We start from the raw sequence: 18252 nt of genomic DNA, 5'->3' as shown, positions 1-18252 counted from the left end.
GAGCCGTCCGGGCTGTGTGCCTGCTCATGACGGCTGGCCGGAGAACCACCAGAAAGTTAGCATTGCGAACGAACTACCCGGTGGGCGGCACGCGCGAGGCGGAACGGCTCACCCCGAGATGCTGAGGAGTGGCGGCCGATGAGCGGCACGCACGACGTCCGGTTGCTGGACGTCTTCAAGGGCCAGCCGAAAGCGGTGTGGATCACCGCGTTCGCCGCGGTCATCGCTTTCATGGGCATCGGCCTGGTCGACCCGATCCTGCTGTCCATCGCCCAAGCCCTGAACGCCGGACCCGAGCAGGTCACCCTGCTGTTCTCGTCCTACCTGGGCGTGCAGGTGGTGGCGATGCTCGTGACCGGCGCGTTCAGCGCCCGCTTCGGGCCGAAGCGCACCGTCGTCACCGGACTGGTGCTGATCGTGCTGGCCACGCTGGCCTGCGCGGTCGCCGGTTCCATCGGGCAGCTGGTGGCGCTGCGCGCGGTGTGGGGCCTGGGCAACGCGTTCTTCATCGCCACCGCGCTGTCGGTGATCGTCGGCGCGGCCAGCGGCGGCCAGCAGGCCGCGATCCTGCTCTACGAGGCGGCGCTCGGCATCGGCCTGTCCACCGGGCCGCTGCTCGGCGCCCTGCTGGGCGACATCTCCTGGCGCGGGCCGTTCGCGGGCACCGCGGTGCTGATGGCGATCGCGCTGGTGCTCTCGGCGGGCTTCCTGCCCGCCGACGACAAGGACCCGGCGACGCGGCCGAAGGTGCGGCTGCTCGACCCGCTGCGCGCCCTCGGGCACGGCGGCCTGCTGCGCACCGCGCTGGGGTCCGCGTTCTACACGGCCGCGTTCTTCGTGGTGCTCGCGTGGGCGCCGTTCGTGCTGGAGTTCGGGGCGATCGCGGTCGGCCTGGTGTTCTTCGGCTGGGGCCTGTGCGTGGCGGTGGCGGGCGTGACGCTCGCGCCGAAGCTCGCCGCCCGGTTCGGTGACGCGGGCGGCACGGTGCTCGCGGTGCTGCTGTACGCGGTGCTGCTGCTGGTGATGGCGGTCGGGTCGAAGCCGGTCGTGGTGGTGGCGGTGATCCTCAGCGGTATCGCCTCCGGGCTGCTGAACACGCTGTTCACCGGGACCGCGATGAGTGTCAGCGACGCGCCGCGCTCGGTGGCCAGCGCCGGTTACAACTTCTGCCGCTGGTTCGGCGGCGCGGTCGCGGCGACGCTGGTCGGGCACGTGGCGGACTGGTTCGGTTCGCCGCACGCGCCGTTCGCGGTGGCAGCGGTGCTGTGCGTGGTTTCGGCGGGCCTGCTGCTGGTGGACCTGCGCAAGCGGACCGATCCGCACCGCGTCCCGGCCGAGGCGGCCGTCGTCGGCGAGGAGTTCTGACCACCGGCTGAGCAGCGGACCGCTCGCACCCCCGCGGGGGGGCGCGCGGTCCGCTCGCGTCGCGGGCCGTGCCGCCGGATTCCCCTTGCGGAGGGTGATGGGGTGCCGCGGTCCAGCGGTGCGGTGGAAGGGCTCCAACGGGTGTCCGACGACCGAGCGTCATGAGTTCGGGTGCTGTTCACCTGCACGTCCAGGGGACCTCGCCTGATCGGCATAGCGTCCAGGTGTTCCTGACTGACACCTGGAGGTCCGTGTGTCCACCCGACCGGACGGCGGGCGGGTCGTCCCGCTGCCACTGCTGTCGAACCACTCCGCGCGCCGGGCGTCGGCCACCTGCAAGTACCGCTGCGGCAACGCCTGCGCGCACGACGCGCCGAACACCTCGGGCAACGGCTACTTCGGCGACGTCGTGGCGAGCGTCCTCGACCGCCGCGGCGCGCTCAAGGCGGGCGGCGTGCTGGCGCTGGCCATCGGTGGCGCTTCCGCGCTGTCCGGCACGGCCGCGGCGGCTCCCGCGCAGGCCGCGCACCCCACCGGCCGGCCGGTGCCGGGGACCGACTTCGCGCCGGTCGCGCCGAACCAGGAGGACCGCATCACGGTCCCCGAGGGCTACGCGCAGGGCATCGTGATCCGCTGGGGCGATCCGCTCGTCGACGGCGCCCCCGAGTTCGACTTCCACCACCAGTCGGCGGCGGCGCAGGAGCAGCAGTTCGGCTACAACAACGACTTCGCCGGGTTCGTCCCGCTGGACGGCAGCGGCAGGCGCGGGCTGCTCGTGGTCAACCACGAGTACACCACCGAGTCGCACATGTTCCCGGACTACGACGAGGAGAACCCCACCGAGGAGCAGGCCCGCATCGCCTGGGCCGCGCACGGCCTGTCCGTCGTGGAGGTCGCGAAGGAGCGCGGCGAGGGCCTGGTCGCCCGGCGCGGCCGGTACAACCGCCGCATCACGCTGAACACCGAGTTCGAGGTGCGCGGTCCGGCCGCGGGCAGCGACTTCCTCAAGACCTCCGCCGACCCCACCGGCACCCGGGTGCTCGGCACCCAGAACAACTGCGCGGGCGGCGTCACCCCGTGGGGCACGATCCTGTCCGGCGAGGAGAACTTCCACCAGTACTTCGGCCACTCCGAGCTGATCACCGAGCCGGTCGCGGCGGAGCGCTACCGGCGCTACGTCATCGGCACCGGCGAGACCGACCGCAAGTGGGAGCGCTTCGACCGCCGCTGGGACGTGTCGCAGGAGCCGAACGAGCCGCACCGCTTCGGCTGGGTCGTGGAGATCGACCCGAACGACCCGACGTCCACCCCGGTCAAGCACACCGCGCTGGGCCGGTTCAAGCACGAGGGCGCCACCATCCAGATCGCCGAGGACGGCCGGGTGGTCGCCTACTCCGGGGACGACGAGCGCTTCGAGTACATCTACAAGTTCGTCTCGAACGGCCGGTACAAGCCGGGCCGCAGCGCGCACGCGAGGCGGCACAACTCGGCGCTGCTCGACGACGGCACGCTCTACGTGGCGCGGTTCCGCGGCAACAGCCCGGCCGAGGAGGTCGACGGTTCGGGCGCGCTGCCCGCCGACGGCCGCTTCGACGGCACCGGTGAGTGGTTGAAGCTGGTCAGCGGGAACGAGTCCTTCGTGCCCGGCTTCACCGCGGAAGAGGTCTACGTGTTCACCCGGCTCGCCGCCGACGCGCTCGGCGCGACGAAGATGGACCGGCCGGAGGACATCGAGCCGAACCCGGTGAACGGCCGCGTGTACTGCGCGCTGACGAACAACAGCAACCGCGGCTCCGCGGACAACGCCCCGGTCGACGAGGCCAACCCGCGGGTCGGCAACAAGCACGGGCACATCCTGGAGTTCGCCGACGACACCGCGGGCACCCGGTTCCGCTGGAACCTGCTGCTGGTGTGCGGCGACCCGAACGATCCGGGCACCTACTTCGGCGGCTTCGACAAGGCGCAGGTCAGCCCGATCTCCTGCCCGGACAACGTCACCTTCGACCGGTTCGGGAACCTGTGGATCACCACCGACGGCAACGAGCTCGGCTCGAACGACGGGCTGTTCGCGGTGCCGGTGGACGGGCCGGAGCGCGGCAAGGTGAAGCAGTTCCTGACCGTGCCGGTGGGCGCGGAGACCTGCGGGCCGGTGGTCCTCGACGACCTGGTCACGGTCAACGTGCAGCACCCCGGTGAGGACGCCGAGGACGCCCAGCACCCCACGTCGCACTGGCCGGACGGCGGCACCTCGCAGCCGCGGCCGTCGGTGGCGGTGGTGTGGCGCGAGGACGGTGGTGCGATCGGCGTGCGCTGATCGCATCCGCGAGCGCGGGGGCCTTCCGAACACGGGAGGCCCTCGTTGCGCTCTCCCCCGGCATGCCCGCCCACCGGGCGCCCGGGCCATCGTGCGCGCGCGTGCGACGGATACGATTCAGACCATGTCTGAACGTCCGATCGCCCTGGTCACGGGTGCTTCCCGCGGCATCGGGGCGGCCACCGCCCGCGCCCTGTCCGAGACCCACGACGTGCTGCTCGGCGGCCGGGACGGCGCTGCGCTGCAGGAGTTGGCGGCGGAGATCGACGGGGCCCGCCCGTGGCCGGTGGAGCTGACCGATCCGGACGCGGTGGCGGCGGCGGTGCAGGACGTGGCGCGGCTGGACGTGCTGGTGCACAGCGCGGGTCTGGTGGAGCTCGGCGCGGTGTCGGACGTGTCGGTGGACTCGTGGCGGCGGACGTTCGAGCTGAACCTGTTCGCGGTCACCGAGCTCACCCGCCTGCTGCTGCCCGCGCTGCGCGCGTCCGCCGGGCACGTGGTGCTGATCAACTCGGGTTCGGGGCTGAACGCCAAGCCGAACTGGGGTTCCTACGCGGCGAGCAAGTTCGCGCTGCGCGCCTTCGCCGACGTGCTGCGCGCCGAGGAGGCCGTGAACGGCGTCCGGGTGACCTCGGTGTTCCCCGGCCGCGTGGACACGGACATGCAGCGCGGCATCGTCGCCGCCGAGGGCGGCGAGTACCGGCCGGAGCGCTTCCTGACGCCGGAGTCGGTCGCGGGCCCGGTCTGCACCGCGGTGCGCGCCACCGCCGACGCCCACCTCACCGAACTGGTCGTCCGCCCCTCCTGACCCGGCCGCGGTCGCGCGGAGCGGCGCTGCCGGTCCGGGCTAGCGTGCCCGGGTGACCGTGCTCCGTTCGATCGTGCTGTTCGCGCTCGCCGCCGTCGCCGAGATCGGTGGTGCCTGGCTGGTCTGGCAGGGGGTGCGCGAGCACAAGGGCCTGCTGTGGATGGGCGCCGGCGTGCTCGCGCTGGGCGCCTACGGGTTCGTCGCCACCTTGCAGCCGGACGCGAACTTCGGCCGCATCCTCGCCGCCTACGGCGGGGTGTTCGTGGCGGGTTCGCTGGCGTGGGGCGTGCTGCTGGACGGGTTCCGGCCGGATCGCTGGGACCTGGCGGGTGCGGCGCTGTGCCTGGTCGGCGTCGCCGTGATCATGTACGCTCCGCGCGGCTGAGCCGGGTGCGGACGCGCGAACGGGAGGGAGCCGGCGGGCGTCCCTCCCGTTCCTGGTCGATCGTCGCCGCTACTGGACGCTGATCGTCGCGTGCCGGTCCTGCTCGGTGCCGCCTTCCGCGGTGCCCTTGCCGACGACCTCCAGGCGTTCCTGGGGCACGCCTGCCTCGGTGAACTTGTCGGCTACGGCCTGCGCGCGCTGCTGGGACAGCTCTTGGTCGGTCGGCGACGGGTTGCCGGTGTCGGCGACGTAGCCGGTGACGGTGAACTTCAGCTCCTGCGGTGCCGACTTTGCCAGTTCGGCGGCCTTCGTCGCGGTCTGCTCGCCCTGCTGGGTGAGCTTCGCGCTGTCGGCGTCGAAGGTGATCGGGCTCTGCTTCAGGGCCTCGTCGATCTGCTGCTGCAGCGCGGCCTTCGCGGCCGCGGGGTCCGGTGCGGCCGGCGGCTGCTGCTCCGGCTGCTGTTGCTGCTGCTGGGCGGGCGGTGCCGGTGGCACCTCGCCCTCCTGGCCGCCCTGGCCCTGGTGGTCGCCGCCGCCGGAGCAGCCTGCGAGGAGCGCGACGAGCGCGGCCGCCGCCACGCCGTAGGGGGCTGTTCTTCGATCCATGCCGACCTCCGCGAATCGGGCTCGCCGGGCGCGGCGCGCGTGGGTGCGCCCGGTGCGTGGGTCCCTCCATTGGATGTCGAGGTGGAGATCCGGGCAGGTCGGGCTCGCGGGTCCCACGCGATCGTGTGAAGCCGTCCGGGTTGCGCGATCGGCCGCGCGTCGGGCGAGATGCCCGGTTCGACGCATGTCACAGGGCCTTCCCGGTGGTTTCCGGCCCACCCGCTCGACAGAAGTTACTGCGGGGTAATACTCTGGAGTTACCGACGAGTAAGGCCATGTCCGGAGAGCGGGGCCGGCTCGGATCATCAGTGCGGAGAGGGAGCCTGCGAAATGGGCCACTACAAGAGCAACGTCCGCGACCTCGAATTCAACCTGTTCGAGCTCTTCAAGGTGCAGGACCGGCTCGGCACCGGGGCGTTCGAGCAGTCCGACGAGGACACCGTGCGCGGTGTGCTCAGCGAGCTCAACGCGCTCGCCACCGGACCGCTCGCCGAGTCCTTCGCGGAGGGCGACCGCACTCCGGCGAAGTTCGACCCGAAGACCCACTCGGTCACGCTGCCGGAGTCGTTCAAGAAGTCCTACCAGCAGATCCAGGACGGCGAGTGGTGGCGGCTGGGCCTGGCCGACGAGATCGGCGGCTACGGCATCCCGCCGACCGTGCAGTGGGCGACCTCCGAGCTGATCCTCGGCGCCAACCCGGCCGTGTACATGTACATGGCGGGTCCGCAGTTCGCCGGGATCGTGCACAAGAACGGCACCGAGGAGCAGCGCGCCTGGGCCGAGCTGATGATCGAGCGCGGCTGGGGCGCCACCATGGTGCTGACCGAGCCGGACGCGGGTTCCGACGTCGGCTCCGGCCGCACCAAGGCCGTCAAGCAGGCCGACGGCAGCTGGCACCTCGACGGCGTGAAGCGGTTCATCACCTCCGCCGACCAGGACATGACCGAGAACATCATGCACATGGTGCTGGCCCGCCCCGAGGGCGACGGCGTGGAGAGCAAGCCCGGCACCAAGGGCCTCAGCCTGTTCCTGGTGCCCAAGTTCCACTTCGACGCCACCACCGGTGAGCCGGGCGAGCGCAACGGCGCCTTCGTCACCAACGTCGAGCACAAGATGGGCCTGAACGCCTCCGCCACCTGCGAGCTGACCTTCGGCCAGCACGGCACGCCCGCGCAGGGCTGGCTGCTCGGCGAGGTGCACGACGGCATCGCGCAGATGTTCCAGGTCATCGAGTACGCCCGGATGATGGTCGGCACCAAGGCCATCGCCACCCTGTCCACCGGTTACCTCAACGCGCTGGAGTACGCCAAGGAGCGCGTGCAGGGCGCCGACCTGACCAGGGCCACCGACAAGACCGCCCCGCGCGTCACCATCACCAACCACCCCGACGTGCGCCGCATCCTGCTGCTGCAGAAGGCGTACGCGGAGGGCCTGCGCGCGGTGTACCTGTACACGGCGACCTACCAGGACCAGATCGCCCAGGGCAAGTCCACCGGCGAGGACGTGACGCTGGCCGAGCAGGTCAACGACCTGCTGCTGCCGATCGTGAAGGGCGTCGGCTCGGAGCGGGCGTACGAGAACCTGACGCTGTCGCTGCAGACCCTCGGCGGCTCCGGCTACCTGCAGGACTACCCGATCGAGCAGTACATCCGGGACGCCAAGATCGACAGCCTGTACGAGGGCACCACCGCGATCCAGGCGCAGGACTTCTTCTTCCGCAAGATCGTCCGCAACAACGGCGCAGCGCTGGGCCACCTCGCCGCCGAGGTGCAGAAGTCGCTGGAGGCCGAGGGCGCGGACGACCGGCTCAAGGAGGAGCGCGCGCTGGTCGCGAAGGCGCTGGACGACGCGCAGGGCACCCTGGGCGCGGTCTTCGGCTTCCTGACCTCCGCGCAGGAGGACGTGAACAACATCTACAAGGTCGGCCAGCACGCCGTCACCGTGCTGATGAGCATGGGCGACCTGCTCATCGGCTGGCTGCTGCTGCGCCAGGCCGAGATCGCGCTCGCCGCGCTGGACGCGGGCGCCTCGGCGAAGGACCAGCCCTTCTACCAGGGCAAGGTCGCGGTGGCCCGCTTCTTCGCGAAGAACGTGCTGCCGGAGCTGACCGGCCGCCGCAAGATCGTGGAGAACGCGGACAACTCCATCATGGAGCTGGACGAGTCGGTGTTCTGATCCGGCGCTGGACCGGCGCGGGCGTCCCCTTCGGTGGCGGGGGCGCCCGCGCCCGTTCTCACGACCGGGCGGTTCCCCCGGTCAGACCCGCACCAGCGCCTTGAGCGCCTTCCGGTCGGCCATCGCCCGGTAGGCGTCCGGCACCCCGTCCAGGTCGGTGACGTGGTCGAACACCCGGCCCGGCCGGACCGCGCCGGAGAGCACGTCCGGCAGCAGCTCCTCGACGTAGGCGCGCGCCGGGCACACGCCACCCCCGATCCGCACGTTGCGCATGAACAGCTCCCGCAGGTCCAGGCCGCCGCCCTCCTGCGGGACGCCGACGTAGCCGATCGCGCCGCCGTCGCGGACCAGGCGGGTCGCGGTCGCCATCGACTCGGCCGTGCCCACGCACTCCAGCACCGAGCGCACCCCTTCGCCGCCGGTCAGGTCCCGCACCCGCTGCACGGCCTCGTCGCCGCGCTCCGGCACCACGTCGGTCGCGCCGAACTCGCGGGCCAGCTCGGTGCGGTCCTGGTGCCTGCCCATGATGATCAGCTGGTCGGCGCCGAGCCGGGCCGCCGCCAGCACCCCGCACAGGCCGACGGCCCCGTCGCCGACCACGGCCACCGAACCGCCCCGCCGCACACCGGCGGACACCGCGGCGTGGTGGCCCGTCGGGAACACGTCGGCCAGGGTGAGCAGTGACGGCAGCAGCGGATCGTCCTGCTGCACCGGCAGCGGCACCAAGGTCCCGTCCGCGTGCGGCACCCGCACCGCCTCGCCCTGCGCACCGTCCTCGCCGGGGGCGCCGTACACCCCGCCCGACGGGCAGGACGTCTGCAGCGACTCCCGGCAGAACTCGCAGGTGCCGTCGGAGAAGGTGAACGGCGAGACGACCAGGTCGCCCGGCCGCACCGAGCGCACCTCGGACCCGACCTCCTCGACCACGCCGAGGAACTCGTGGCCGATCCGCTTCCCGTCCTCGTCGCGCTCCATGCCCTTGTACGGCCACAGGTCGCTGCCGCACACGCAGGTCAGCACCACCCGCACGACCGCGTCCGTCGGCTCCCGCAGCGCCGCGTCCGGTACCTCTTCCACGTGCACGTCGCCCGCGCCGCGGATCACGGTGGCTCGCATCGATGGCTCCCAGTGTCGGGTTCGTCGTTCCCCCGCCGGGTGCCCGGCCGCGGCGCGATCGATGCCTCCGAACGCGGACGAGGCCCCTCCCGGAACCGGGAGGGGCCTCGTCGGTGCTGCGATCAGGGGGCCGGCGGTGCGCCGCAGTGGATGATCGGCTGCGGGTTGTAGACCGTCTTGCTCGGCTTCTCCTTCTTCACGTTCCCGTTGCGCACGTCGGTCAACGTGCGGGTGTCGGTGACGGTGAAGCCGCCGTTGCCCTTGCTGGGGCTGCACGGCTCGCCCGGCGGCACGATCTTCTCGTGCGGGGGCTTCTCGTTGGTGCGCGGACCGGTCTCGGAACCCACGTCGTACTGCTTGGTGCCCCAGAACTTCACCGTGATCGACGACGGCGTCCACTCCGTGGTGATCATGATGCCGCTGTCGAGGGTGTTCTTGAACTTCACGTCGATGACGCTGCTGCCGTCCGGGTTCTGGAACACCGTGGCCTCGCGGCCCGCCGGGTAGCGGCTGATGTAGTAGCTGTGCTCCTTGTGCTCCACGTCCTGCACGCCCGCGAAGTACGAGGCGTTGAACAGCGTGGTCGCGAACTGCGAGATGCCGCCGCCGACCGCCTTCGCCGGACGGCCGTCCTCGATGATCCCGGACTCCACGTAGCCCTGCGCGGTGCCGCGCGGACCGGTGTGGCCGTTGAGGCTGAACGTCTCGCCCGGCTTGATCACCGCGCCGTTGACCTGCTCGGCGGTGCGCCGGATGTTCACCCCGGAGGCCGTTTCGAAGCCGCCGGTCTGGAACTCGCTGATGACTTCCTTGATGCCGAGGCCGTTGGCCTGGTCGGTGCTGAACGCGGGCGGCTGCTGCTCGTAGACGGCCTGCAGCGTGCGGTCCTGCTTCTTGCGGGCCACGTCCAGCAGCTTCTCGAAGCTCTTGTCCCAGTTCACACCGCGGCCCTCCAGCGAGGGGCGCACCACGGGGCGGCCGCCTTCGAGGGCCACTTCGGCGTCCTTGGCCGGCTTCATCGTGTCGAGCAGCTGCGGCTCGACCCCGCCGATCACCGTCGGCAGGTCGAGGTGCGAGCGGAGCCCGCCCTTGCCGTCCGACTCGAAGCGCAGCGCGGCGGCGACCGTCTCCGGCGCGAGCGCGGCGTCGTGGCCCTCGCCCTTGATCGCGATCGGGCCGGACACCGCGGGCTCGGCCACGTTCCGCAGCGCCTGGTGCACGCCGTCGGAGGTGGTGCGCACCGCCTGCTCGGTGAACGGCACCTGGACCGCGCCGCCCTTCGCCCAGTCGGCCATCACCTGGTCGGCGGCGACCTGCACGTCCACCGAACGACCGGTGACCGGCTCGACCGCGACCGGGGTGGTGCCCTCGAACTTGATGGTGCCTTCGGAGGCCGGGCGCTCCAGGCGCGGCTTGACCTGCTCCAGCGCGGCCACGACCTGCTGCTCGTCGCCGTGGCTGACCGGGGAGATCTCGCGGCTGGTGAACAGCGAGGCGATCCGGGTGAACGGGTTCAGCGGCTGCGACCCGGCCTGCTCGATGGTGGCCGGCCAGTCCATCGTCAGCCCGGACTGCTCCGGGGAGATGGTGGCGGTGGCGTCCCCGGCCTGCAGCTGCACCGGCTGCTGCAGGTTCGGGCCGAGCTCCTCGCGCAGCTTGCGCTCCGCCGCGGCCGGGGTGAGGCCCCCGACGTGCACGTCGGCGACGGTGGTGCCGCGCGGCACGGTGCCGCTGCTGAACGTCAGGTCGCCCACGTAGAGCAGCAGCAGGACACCGGCGGCGATCCCGGCCACGATGCCGCCGCGGATCAGCTTGCGGCGGTCCTTGGGGCCGCTCTGCTCCGGCGGGTCCTCGGCGAAGCCGCCGCCGATCCCGCCCGCGAATCCGGCGGCCGACGGCGAGTTCGCGTCGACGGGGACCTTCGGGATGTTCTGGGTGCGCTCCGAGTCGACCTCGGGGTACGAGATCTGCTGGGTGGGCGGCGGGGCGAACGAGCCGCCCGCGGCCTGCACCGTCGGCTCCTGGCCGCTCACCGCCGGGTGCACGCTCGTCGTCTCGGACGAGCCGAGGAAACCGGGGGCGCCGAGGAAGTCCGTGGGCGAGGCGTAGGTGCCGCCGCTCTCGGCGGGGACCTTCGGGATGGTCTGGGTGCGCTCGGCGTCGTCCTCCGGCGGCTCCTGGCCGAGGCGCTGCGTGCCGTCGGCGGCCGCCTGCTGGGACAGCGGGCGGGTGCCGCGCTCGGCCGGGTCGACGGCGTCCGCCGAGCTACCGGACCGAGCCGACTCCGCCGTCGAGCTCGTCGACGTGGACTGGGCTGATCCGGGCTGAGCTGACCCGGACTGCGCCGATCCGGACTGGGCCGATGCGGACTGCGCCGATCCGGACTGCGCCGATCCGGACTGGGCCGATGCGGATCCGGCCGCGGCGAGCTGCTCCGCGGAGATCTGCGCGGTCCGCTCCGCGGCGGACTCCGCCGGTGCTCCTGGGACCGGGGTGCTCGGCCGCGTGGCGTCCGCGGCGGACCCGCCCGATGCGCCGGGCCGCTCCGCCGGTCCGGGGGCATCGCCCGCCGGTTTCCGGTTCGGATCGTCCCCGGATGAGACGTCGTAGTTTTCCGGCACCGCTTCCCCTTCATCGGTTCGGTCGTGCGGTGGGGTACATCAGCGAACAGGCGCCGGGGCCGTCCGTCAAGGACGCCTTGCCCGCCTCACCCCGACAGCGGCGGCACCTGGGAGGGGTGCCGGTCGCGGCTCGCGGTGGATCAGTGGCTCACAGGTACAGGCCGGTGCCCTGTTCGATCTGCTCGCTGGCCACGGCGTGCAGGTCGCGCTCCCGCATCACCAGGTAGGGCTGGCCCTGCACTTCGACCTCGAACTGCTCCTCGGGGTTGAACAGCACCTGGTCGCCGACCTTCACGGCCCGCACGTGGCTGCCCACCCCGAAGACCTCGCCCCAGAGCAGCCGCTTGGCCACCTGGGCGGTCGCCGGAATCACGATGCCGCCGCTGCTGCGGCGTTCGCCGGATTCCGCAGAGACCCGCACCATGACCCGGTCATGCAGCATCTGGATCTCGAGCTTGGCATCGGTCACCCGAAAAGTTTACGTGCCCGCCCCGACGCGCCCGCCGCGCAGGGGGCCGCTCAGGCGCCTGCGTCCATCCCGCCCAGCACCAGCGGCAGCCGCTGTGGGCCACCCGGCGCAACGCGCACCGGCACTCCCCAGTCCTGCCTGGTCAGGTTGCAGGTGGGGTGTTCGACGGCGGGGTCGTCGGTGCAGCTGGCGGCCTGCGCGACGACGTGCAGCACGCCGTGCTCGATGCCGTCGGCGAGCACCAGCCGCCGTTCCAGGTCGGTTCCGGTGCCTGCGCCTTCGACCAGCAGTTCCGGCGGGGTCGAGGTGATCTCCAGCCGGGTGGAGGGCCCGTAGCGGTCGTCGAGCTTGCTGCCCGGCGGCGGGGTGAACACCACGGCGAGCTGCACCTCGCCGCCGCCGATCTCGGTGGCGGGGCGGGTGACCTGCTGCGATGCGCCTTCGACGAGTTTCGCGGTGACACCGGGCGGCACCGGCCGCTCCAGCCGGTGTGCGGCGGAGGCCACCACCACCAGCTCCCCGTCGACCACGGCCGCACCGGACGGTTCGGCGAGGTGGGTGGCGAGCGTGCCGACCTCGTTCGATGCCGGATCGTAACGTCGGAGGGCGCCGTTGTAGGTGTCGCAGACGGCGACCGACCCGTCGGGCAGCACCGCCACCCCCAGCGGGTGCTGCAGCAGCGCGCGGTCCGCGGGCCCGTCGGCGTGCCCGAAGTCGAACAGCCCGGTGCCGATCGCGGTCCGGACCCGGAACCCGGTGCCGTCCGGTTCGACCCAGCGCAGCGCGGAGGTCTCCGAGTCGGCGAGCCACAACCGGTCGCCGCCGTCGGCGAGGCCGGAGGGCTGGGCGAAGAACGCCTCGGCCGCGTCCCCGTCGCGCAGGCCCTCCACGGTGGTGCCCGCGAAGCGGCGGACCCGCCCGGTGTGCGGGTCGAACAGCCCGAGCGTGTGGTTGCCCGCCATCGCGATGACGACGCCGCCCGCCGGTTCCCACCAGGCGACGTCCCACGGGCTGGTCAGCGGGGTGTCCGTCCCCGGGCCCCCGTCCGCGCCGTCGCGCCACTGCTCGCCGGTGCCCGCGATGGTCGTGACGTGCCCGTCGGCGAGCCGCACGCCGCGCAGCAGGTGGTTCACCGTGTCGGCGACGACCAGGTCGTAGCCGGCTTCGGCGGCGACCGCCTCGGGCAGCACCGCGATCCCGGCGGGTTCGGCGAAGGAGGCCTCGTCGGGGCCGCCGTCGCGGGCGCCGCGCTCGCCGCTGCCGATGCGGCGCAGCACCGTCTCGCCGTCGCGGTCGAACTCGACCAGCGAGTGGTTCGCGGAGTCCGAGACCAGCACGGTGCCCGGGCCGGCGGCGATCTTCGCGGGGAAGCGCAGCTCGGTGGCGGCGGGTTCCGGCGGCACGTAGGGGCCGTCGCCGCGGTGCAGGGTGCCCTTGGCGTCGTGCTCGGCGACGAGTTCGCGCAGCACGCTGCGCAGCGCGTCCACGTGGCCCTCACCGGCGGCGACGTGCACGAGGTAGCCCTCGGGGTCGACCACGGCCAGCGTCGGCCACGCCTTGACGGCGTAGTTCTGCCAGGTCGACAGCTCCGGGTCGTCGAGCACCGGGTGGTGCACCGAGTAGCGCTCGACGGCGGCGAGCAGCGCGTCCGGGTCGGCTTCGTGCTCGAACTTCGGCGAGTGCACCCCGACGGTGACGAGCTCGTCGGCGAACTCCTGCTCCAACGGGCGGAGTTCGTCGATGACGTGCAGGCAGTTGATGCAGCAGAACGTCCAGAAGTCCAGCAGCACGATCTTGCCGCGCAGGTCGGAGAGGAGGACCTCCCGGCCGCCGGTGTTCAGCCACTGCCGCCCGGTCAGCTCGGGCGCGCGGACGCGGGTGCGGAGGTGCGACGCGGTGCTCACGTGCGGAGTCAACAACAGTCCGCCGGGACGCTGTTCCCGCGTCCACATGGTGGGAGGCGGGTGCGGGTGGGGAATTCCGGGAGCTCCTGCGCGCTTGATCTCCGGTGCGCGGACCGCGCCGGGAGCGTTCGGGAGGAGAGGTTCGCCGGGGCGCTGGGCCCGGGAATTGGAAAGCCCCGCGGTGCTGCCAGGTCGGGGGTCCGACAGCACCGCGGGGTCACCATCCATATCGGCGGCACCCCCGGCGTTGTTACACACCGACTCGGGTGTGAGTCATGTCACGCGAATGTGGGTGGTGCCGGAACCACCCATGTCGGTGCCGGAACCGGTTTGACCAGCGCGGACGGTCACCGCGGCCGCGTTTCGCGGTGGCTCGCGACATCCGCGCCGACGCGGGAACGGTCCGGCGGGGAACCGGGCGCGCAAGACCGCCCAGCGCGGGACGGCGCCGCGGGAACGGGCGCGAGATCACCCAGCGCGGGACGGCGCCGCGGGAACGGGCGCGAGATCACCCACCGCGGGACGGCATCGCGGGAACGGCCCGGCGAGACGCCCCACCGCATGAACGGCCCGGCGAGGAACAGCCCGCCGCGGACACGACCACCACACGCCCCAGCGCGGACACGACCTAGCGCGGACAGCGCGGACACGACCCACCGCGGAACGACCTACCGCGGAACGACCTAGCGGCGGCCCGCCCGGTCGAGCTCGCGCAGCACCGTCTTGCGAGCCCGGTGGGCGCGCTCGTGCCGCGCGGCGGCCGCCGCCTCGCGCGGGGGCAGGTCGCGGGCGCGCCGCGCGGCCTCCCGGGCGGGGAGCTCGTCGAGCTCGGCGGACCTGCGGGCGGACCGGGCGGCGGGCGGGTTCGCGGCGAACTGCTCGCCCCGGCGGGACGCCGCCCGCTTGGCGCGCCGGGTCTCGCGGCGCTCGCGCGGTGACAGCTCCGCCCAGGCGTCCGCCGGCAGGTACCGCTCGGTGGTGCCGTCGTGGCGGGCCTGCGCCGAGCCCGACTCGGTCTGCCAGCGCTCGTCGGTCCACCGCTCCAGGTCCCGCTGCGCGCGGGTGCGCCGCCCCGGATGCCGGTAGCCGCCGCCGTGCCGCTCGTACCGCTGCGCGAGGAGCTGGCTCTTGCGCGCCGACCACTGCCCGGGAGCGCCGCCGTCGCCGGAGGCCTTCAGCTCCTCCTTCAACCGCTCCCGCAGCCCGGGGTCCGTGTAGTCGCGCTCGTAGTCCGCACTGCTCTTGCCCATGCCAGGTCGGCTACCCGCGCCCGCCGTCGCCACGCGCGGTTGCGCGCCCCGCCGGCCGGGGAACACCGCCGGGAAGGATCGGCGACTGGGGGATGACATGGGGATGGGGAGTGCGCGCGATGCCGAGGCGGACACCGGACCCGGGCCGTTCCGGTTACCGGGAGTCGTGCTCGGGATCGGGCTCGGCGGATTCGTCGACGGCTTCCTGCTGTACCGGCTGCTGCGCTGGCACCGCGCGCCGGGCGGGCCCGGTTCGGAGATGAACACGGCGCGGGACGCGGTGCTGCACGCGGCCTGCTGGCTCGCGGTGCTGGGCGGACTGGCGCTGCTGCACTCGCGGGTCACCCGCAGGCGGCGCCGGGTGTGGGGCTCGCGGGTGCTGTGGGGCTGGGTCCTCGTCGGCTGGGGTTCGTTCGACCTGGTCGAGGGCGTGCTGGACCACCACCTGCTGGGCGTCCACCACGTCCGCGGCGGGCCCGGCCGGGCGTGGTGGGACCTGGGCTTCCTCGCCCTCGGCGCGCTGCTGGTCGTGGCCGGATACCTGCTGCAGCGGGGCGGCGGCGCGCAAGGCGGTCGTGCGCAGCGCGGTGGCGCGCAGCGCGGTGGCGCGCAGCGCGGTGGTGACAGTGGTGTGCGTGGCAGTGGTGCGCAGCGCGGTCGTGCGCCAGGAAGTGGTGCGCAGCGCGGTGGCGCGTACGGAAACGGTGCGCGCGGCACTGGCGCGCGGCGCGGCGGCCCGCGGTGTGGTCGTGCGCGAGGCGGTCGTGCGCGGCGCGGCGGCACGCGGCGCGGTGGCGTGCGGCGCGGTGGTGCGCACGGAAGTGGTGCGCGCGGCACCGGTGCGCAGCGCGGCGGCGCGCAGGACGGCGCGCAGGGCGGTGGTGGTGCTCGATGAGCCACGACGTGCACGCGGCCGGTGCGCTGCCGTCCGTGCTCGCGCTGGCGCTGGTCGGTGCCGGGTACCTCCGGCTGGCCGGGCTGGCCCGCCGCCGCAACCCGGGGCGCGGCTGGTGCCGGTGGCGCACCGCCTGCTTCGCCGCCGGTCTCGGGGTGCTGGCGGTGGCGCTGCTGCCGCCGGTCGCGAGCTTCGCAGGCGGGGACTTCCGCGGGAACGTGGTGCAGCACCTGCTGATCGGCATGTACGCCCCGCTCGGGCTGGCGCTGGGCGCCCCGGTGACATTGCTGCTGCGCACCGCTCCGCCGTGGTTCGGCCGGCGGCTGACTGCGGTGCTGCGCAGCGGGCCGGTGCGGGTGCTGAACCGGCCCGAGGTCGCACTGCTGCTGTCCGCGGGTGGTCTGGTGCTGCTGTACACGACCCCGCTGCACGAGGTGGGCGAGCACCCGGTCGGGCACTGGCTGCTGTTCGCGCACTTCCTGCTGGCCGGCTACCTGTTCGTGCACGTCATCGCTGGTCCGGACCCGGCGCCGGACCGGCCGCCGGTGCGCGCCCGGCTGGTGTTCCTGGGCTGCGCCATCGCGGTGCACGCGATCATCGCGCAGCTGATGTACGGCGGGTGGACGGCGGTGCAGGGTCCCGCCGTCGAGGTGCGCGGTGGCGCGGAGCTCCTGTACTACGCCGGGGACGTCGCCCAGCTCCTGCTCGCCGCCGTCCTGGTCGCGACCTGGCAGCCCGAGCGGACGCGCGCGCGGCGGGCGGCGTAGCGCGGGGGGGGGGGGGGGGGGGGCCCCCCCCGCCCCCCCCGCCCCCCGCCCCCCCCCGCGGGGGGGGGGGGGGGGGGGCGCCCCCCCCCCCCCCCCGGGCGGGCCCCGCACCGCCCGATCAGCGTTCGACGATGGCGGTGACGCCTTGCCCGCCCGCCGCGCAGACCGAGATCAGGCCGCGGCCGGAACCGCGTTCGGCCAGCAGCTTCGCCAGGGTGGCGACGATGCGGCCGCCGGTGGCGGCGAACGGGTGCCCGGCGGCCAGCGAGGAACCGTTCACGTTCAGCTTCGCCGGGTCGATGTCGCCGAGCGGCGCGTCCAGGCCCAGCCGGTCCTTGCAGAAGTCCGGGTCCTGCCACGACTTCAGCGTCGCCAGCACCTGCGAGGCGAACGCCTCGTGGATCTCGTAGAAGTCGAAGTCGCCGAGCCCGATCCCGTTGCGCTCCAGCAGCTTCGGCACCGCGTACGCGGGAGCCATCAGCAGGCCTTCGTCCCCGCTGACGTGGTCCACGCCCGCGGGCACGATGTCGCTGAGGTAGGCCAGCACCGGCAGCTTGTGCGCCTCGGCCCACTCCTCGCTGGCCAGCAGCACCACGGCGGCGCCGTCGCTGAGCGGCGTGGAGTTGCCCGCGGTCATGGTGGCGCCCTCGCCCTTGCCGAACACCGGCTTGAGCTTGGCGAGCTTCTCGGCGCTGCTGTCCGGCCGCAGGTTCTGGTCCCGGGTGAGGCCCTGGAACGGGGTGAGCAGGTCGTCGAAGAAGCCGCGGTCGTAGGCGGCGGCGAGCCGCTGGTGGCTGCGCGCGGCGAGTTCGTCCTGGTCTTCGCGGCCGACCTGCCAGTCCAGCGCGGTGCGGGCGGCGTGCTCGCCCATGGACAGGCCGGTGCGCGGTTCGGAGTTCTCCGGGATGTCCGGCACCACGTGCTGCGGCCGCACCCCGGTCAGCGCCTTGATCTTGCCACCGGTGCTCTTGGCGTGGTTCGCGGCGAGCAGCACCCGGCGGAGGTCGTCGTTGACCGCGATGGGCGCGTCGCTGGCGCTGTCCACGCCACCGGCGATGCCGGAGTCGAGCTGCCCGAGGGCGATCTTGTTGGCGACCGAGGTGACGGCCTCCAGCCCGGTCGCGCAGGCCATCTGCACGTCGTGCGCGGGGGTGCGCGGGTCGAGCCGGGAACCGAGGACGGATTCGCGGGCGAGGTTGAAGTCGCGGCTGTGCTTGAGCACCGCGCCCGCGACGAACTCGCCGACGAGCTCGCCCTGCAGCCCGAAGCGGGCGAGCAGCCCGTCCAGCGCGGCGGTGAGCATGTCCTGGTTGGACGCCTGCGTGTACGGCCCGCCGGATCGGGCGAAGGGGATCCGGTTGCCGCCGACGATCGCGACGCGTCGAGTGGTGGGCATGCGGGACTCCTTCGGGACGGGACCGGCGGTCCGTGGGGTTCGACTGGTGCTGATCACCGGATCGGTGGGCGGGAGCTCTGGTGCGGGCCCCGCTGACGTTCTAACCTACCCGCGGGTAGGTTAGACGTCGAGCCCGCACCCACCCGAGCGCCCGCCGCGCCCGGCGCGCGGGCCGCCCGCC

Annotated in this window: 14 protein-coding genes; 7 read left to right on the top strand and 7 right to left on the bottom strand. The window is 73.2% G+C overall.

Features of this window, described 5'->3' with window-relative positions:
* Nucleotides 1-138: 138 nt before the first annotated feature.
* From AC29IT_RS06640 to AC29IT_RS06625, 4 genes are all read left to right on the top strand, one after another.
* Complete coding sequence (locus tag AC29IT_RS06640; protein ID WP_358435131.1) at nt 139-1365, top strand: MFS transporter; 1227 nt, start codon at nt 139-141, stop codon at nt 1363-1365.
* Nucleotides 1366-1618: 253 nt separating this feature from the next.
* A complete protein-coding gene (locus tag AC29IT_RS06635; protein WP_488218150.1) occupies nt 1619-3679 on the top strand; it encodes a PhoX family protein in 2061 nt (686 codons plus the stop codon).
* 124 nt (nt 3680-3803) lie between these two features.
* Nucleotides 3804-4487: an SDR family oxidoreductase gene (locus AC29IT_RS06630; protein WP_488218149.1), complete on the top strand. Its 684-nt coding sequence runs from the start codon at nt 3804-3806 to the stop codon at nt 4485-4487.
* 52 nt (nt 4488-4539) lie between these two features.
* A complete protein-coding gene (locus tag AC29IT_RS06625) occupies nt 4540-4872 on the top strand; it encodes a YnfA family protein (RefSeq protein WP_224960536.1) in 333 nt (110 codons plus the stop codon).
* Between the two features lie 69 nt (nt 4873-4941).
* On the opposite strand, the gene AC29IT_RS06620 is transcribed toward AC29IT_RS06625, so the two are convergent.
* Nucleotides 4942-5478: an OmpA family protein gene (locus AC29IT_RS06620; RefSeq protein WP_358435122.1), complete on the bottom strand. Its 537-nt coding sequence runs from the start codon at nt 5476-5478 to the stop codon at nt 4942-4944.
* A gap of 330 nt (nt 5479-5808) precedes the next feature.
* Here AC29IT_RS06620 and AC29IT_RS06615 point away from each other — a divergent pair, with 330 nt between their 5' ends.
* The gene (locus AC29IT_RS06615) at nt 5809-7653 is read left to right on the top strand and encodes an acyl-CoA dehydrogenase (protein WP_358435119.1); all 1845 of its coding nucleotides are present in this window, start codon (nt 5809-5811) and stop codon (nt 7651-7653) included.
* 81 nt (nt 7654-7734) lie between these two features.
* Here AC29IT_RS06615 and AC29IT_RS06610 read toward each other — a convergent pair whose 3' ends face one another.
* The 5 genes from AC29IT_RS06610 to AC29IT_RS06590 all read right to left on the bottom strand — a co-directional run bounded on the left by AC29IT_RS06610 (nt 7735) and on the right by AC29IT_RS06590 (nt 15013).
* A complete protein-coding gene (locus tag AC29IT_RS06610) occupies nt 7735-8769 on the bottom strand; it encodes a zinc-dependent alcohol dehydrogenase family protein (protein WP_358435116.1) in 1035 nt (344 codons plus the stop codon).
* A gap of 122 nt (nt 8770-8891) precedes the next feature.
* A complete protein-coding gene (locus AC29IT_RS06605; RefSeq protein ID WP_488218148.1) occupies nt 8892-11390 on the bottom strand; it encodes a VanW family protein in 2499 nt (832 codons plus the stop codon).
* 148 nt (nt 11391-11538) lie between these two features.
* On the bottom strand, nt 11539-11859 hold the full coding sequence (locus AC29IT_RS06600; protein WP_224960526.1) for a GroES family chaperonin: 321 nt from the start codon (nt 11857-11859) through the stop codon (nt 11539-11541).
* 50 nt (nt 11860-11909) lie between these two features.
* On the bottom strand, nt 11910-13811 hold the full coding sequence (locus AC29IT_RS06595) for an NHL domain-containing thioredoxin family protein (RefSeq protein ID WP_488218147.1): 1902 nt from the start codon (nt 13809-13811) through the stop codon (nt 11910-11912).
* A gap of 635 nt (nt 13812-14446) precedes the next feature.
* Nucleotides 14447-15013, bottom strand: a complete 567-nt coding sequence (locus AC29IT_RS06590) for a hypothetical protein (RefSeq protein WP_488218146.1) — start codon at nt 15011-15013, stop codon at nt 14447-14449.
* Between the two features lie 103 nt (nt 15014-15116).
* Between AC29IT_RS06590 and AC29IT_RS06585 the strand changes: the two genes are divergently transcribed.
* A complete protein-coding gene (locus AC29IT_RS06585) occupies nt 15117-15908 on the top strand; it encodes a DUF2243 domain-containing protein (protein ID WP_488218145.1) in 792 nt (263 codons plus the stop codon).
* Nucleotides 15905-16675: a cytochrome c oxidase assembly protein gene (locus tag AC29IT_RS06580; RefSeq protein WP_488218144.1), complete on the top strand. Its 771-nt coding sequence runs from the start codon at nt 15905-15907 to the stop codon at nt 16673-16675. Before AC29IT_RS06585 ends, AC29IT_RS06580 begins: the two co-directional genes overlap by 4 nt.
* 118 nt (nt 16676-16793) lie before the next feature.
* On the opposite strand, the gene AC29IT_RS06575 is transcribed toward AC29IT_RS06580, so the two are convergent.
* Nucleotides 16794-18071, bottom strand: coding sequence for an acetyl-CoA C-acetyltransferase (locus AC29IT_RS06575; protein WP_358444998.1), 1278 nt, complete (start codon nt 18069-18071; stop codon nt 16794-16796).
* Nucleotides 18072-18252 lie beyond the last annotated feature (181 nt).

This window comes from Saccharopolyspora sp. MMCC62 (genome assembly GCF_057736575.1).
Note: the sequence above shows the minus strand (reverse complement) of the source record. Positions and strands in the feature narration are given on the sequence as shown.

Excerpts from the sequence above, each read along its gene's own strand:
- AC29IT_RS06640 (WP_358435131.1), top strand. The coding sequence starts at position 139 with ATGAGCGGCACGCACGACGTCCGGTTGCTGGACGTCTTCAAGGGCCAG.
- AC29IT_RS06630 (WP_488218149.1), top strand. The coding sequence starts at position 3,804 with ATGTCTGAACGTCCGATCGCCCTGGTCACGGGTGCTTCCCGCGGCATC.
- AC29IT_RS06620 (WP_358435122.1), bottom strand. The coding sequence starts at position 5,478 with ATGGATCGAAGAACAGCCCCCTACGGCGTGGCGGCGGCCGCGCTCGTC.
- AC29IT_RS06615 (WP_358435119.1), top strand. The coding sequence starts at position 5,809 with ATGGGCCACTACAAGAGCAACGTCCGCGACCTCGAATTCAACCTGTTC.
- AC29IT_RS06610 (WP_358435116.1), bottom strand. The coding sequence starts at position 8,769 with ATGCGAGCCACCGTGATCCGCGGCGCGGGCGACGTGCACGTGGAAGAG.
- AC29IT_RS06595 (WP_488218147.1), bottom strand. The coding sequence starts at position 13,811 with ATGTGGACGCGGGAACAGCGTCCCGGCGGACTGTTGTTGACTCCGCAC.
- AC29IT_RS06590 (WP_488218146.1), bottom strand. The coding sequence starts at position 15,013 with ATGGGCAAGAGCAGTGCGGACTACGAGCGCGACTACACGGACCCCGGG.
- AC29IT_RS06585 (WP_488218145.1), top strand. The coding sequence starts at position 15,117 with ATGGGGAGTGCGCGCGATGCCGAGGCGGACACCGGACCCGGGCCGTTC.
- AC29IT_RS06580 (WP_488218144.1), top strand. The coding sequence starts at position 15,905 with ATGAGCCACGACGTGCACGCGGCCGGTGCGCTGCCGTCCGTGCTCGCG.
- AC29IT_RS06575 (WP_358444998.1), bottom strand. The coding sequence starts at position 18,071 with ATGCCCACCACTCGACGCGTCGCGATCGTCGGCGGCAACCGGATCCCC.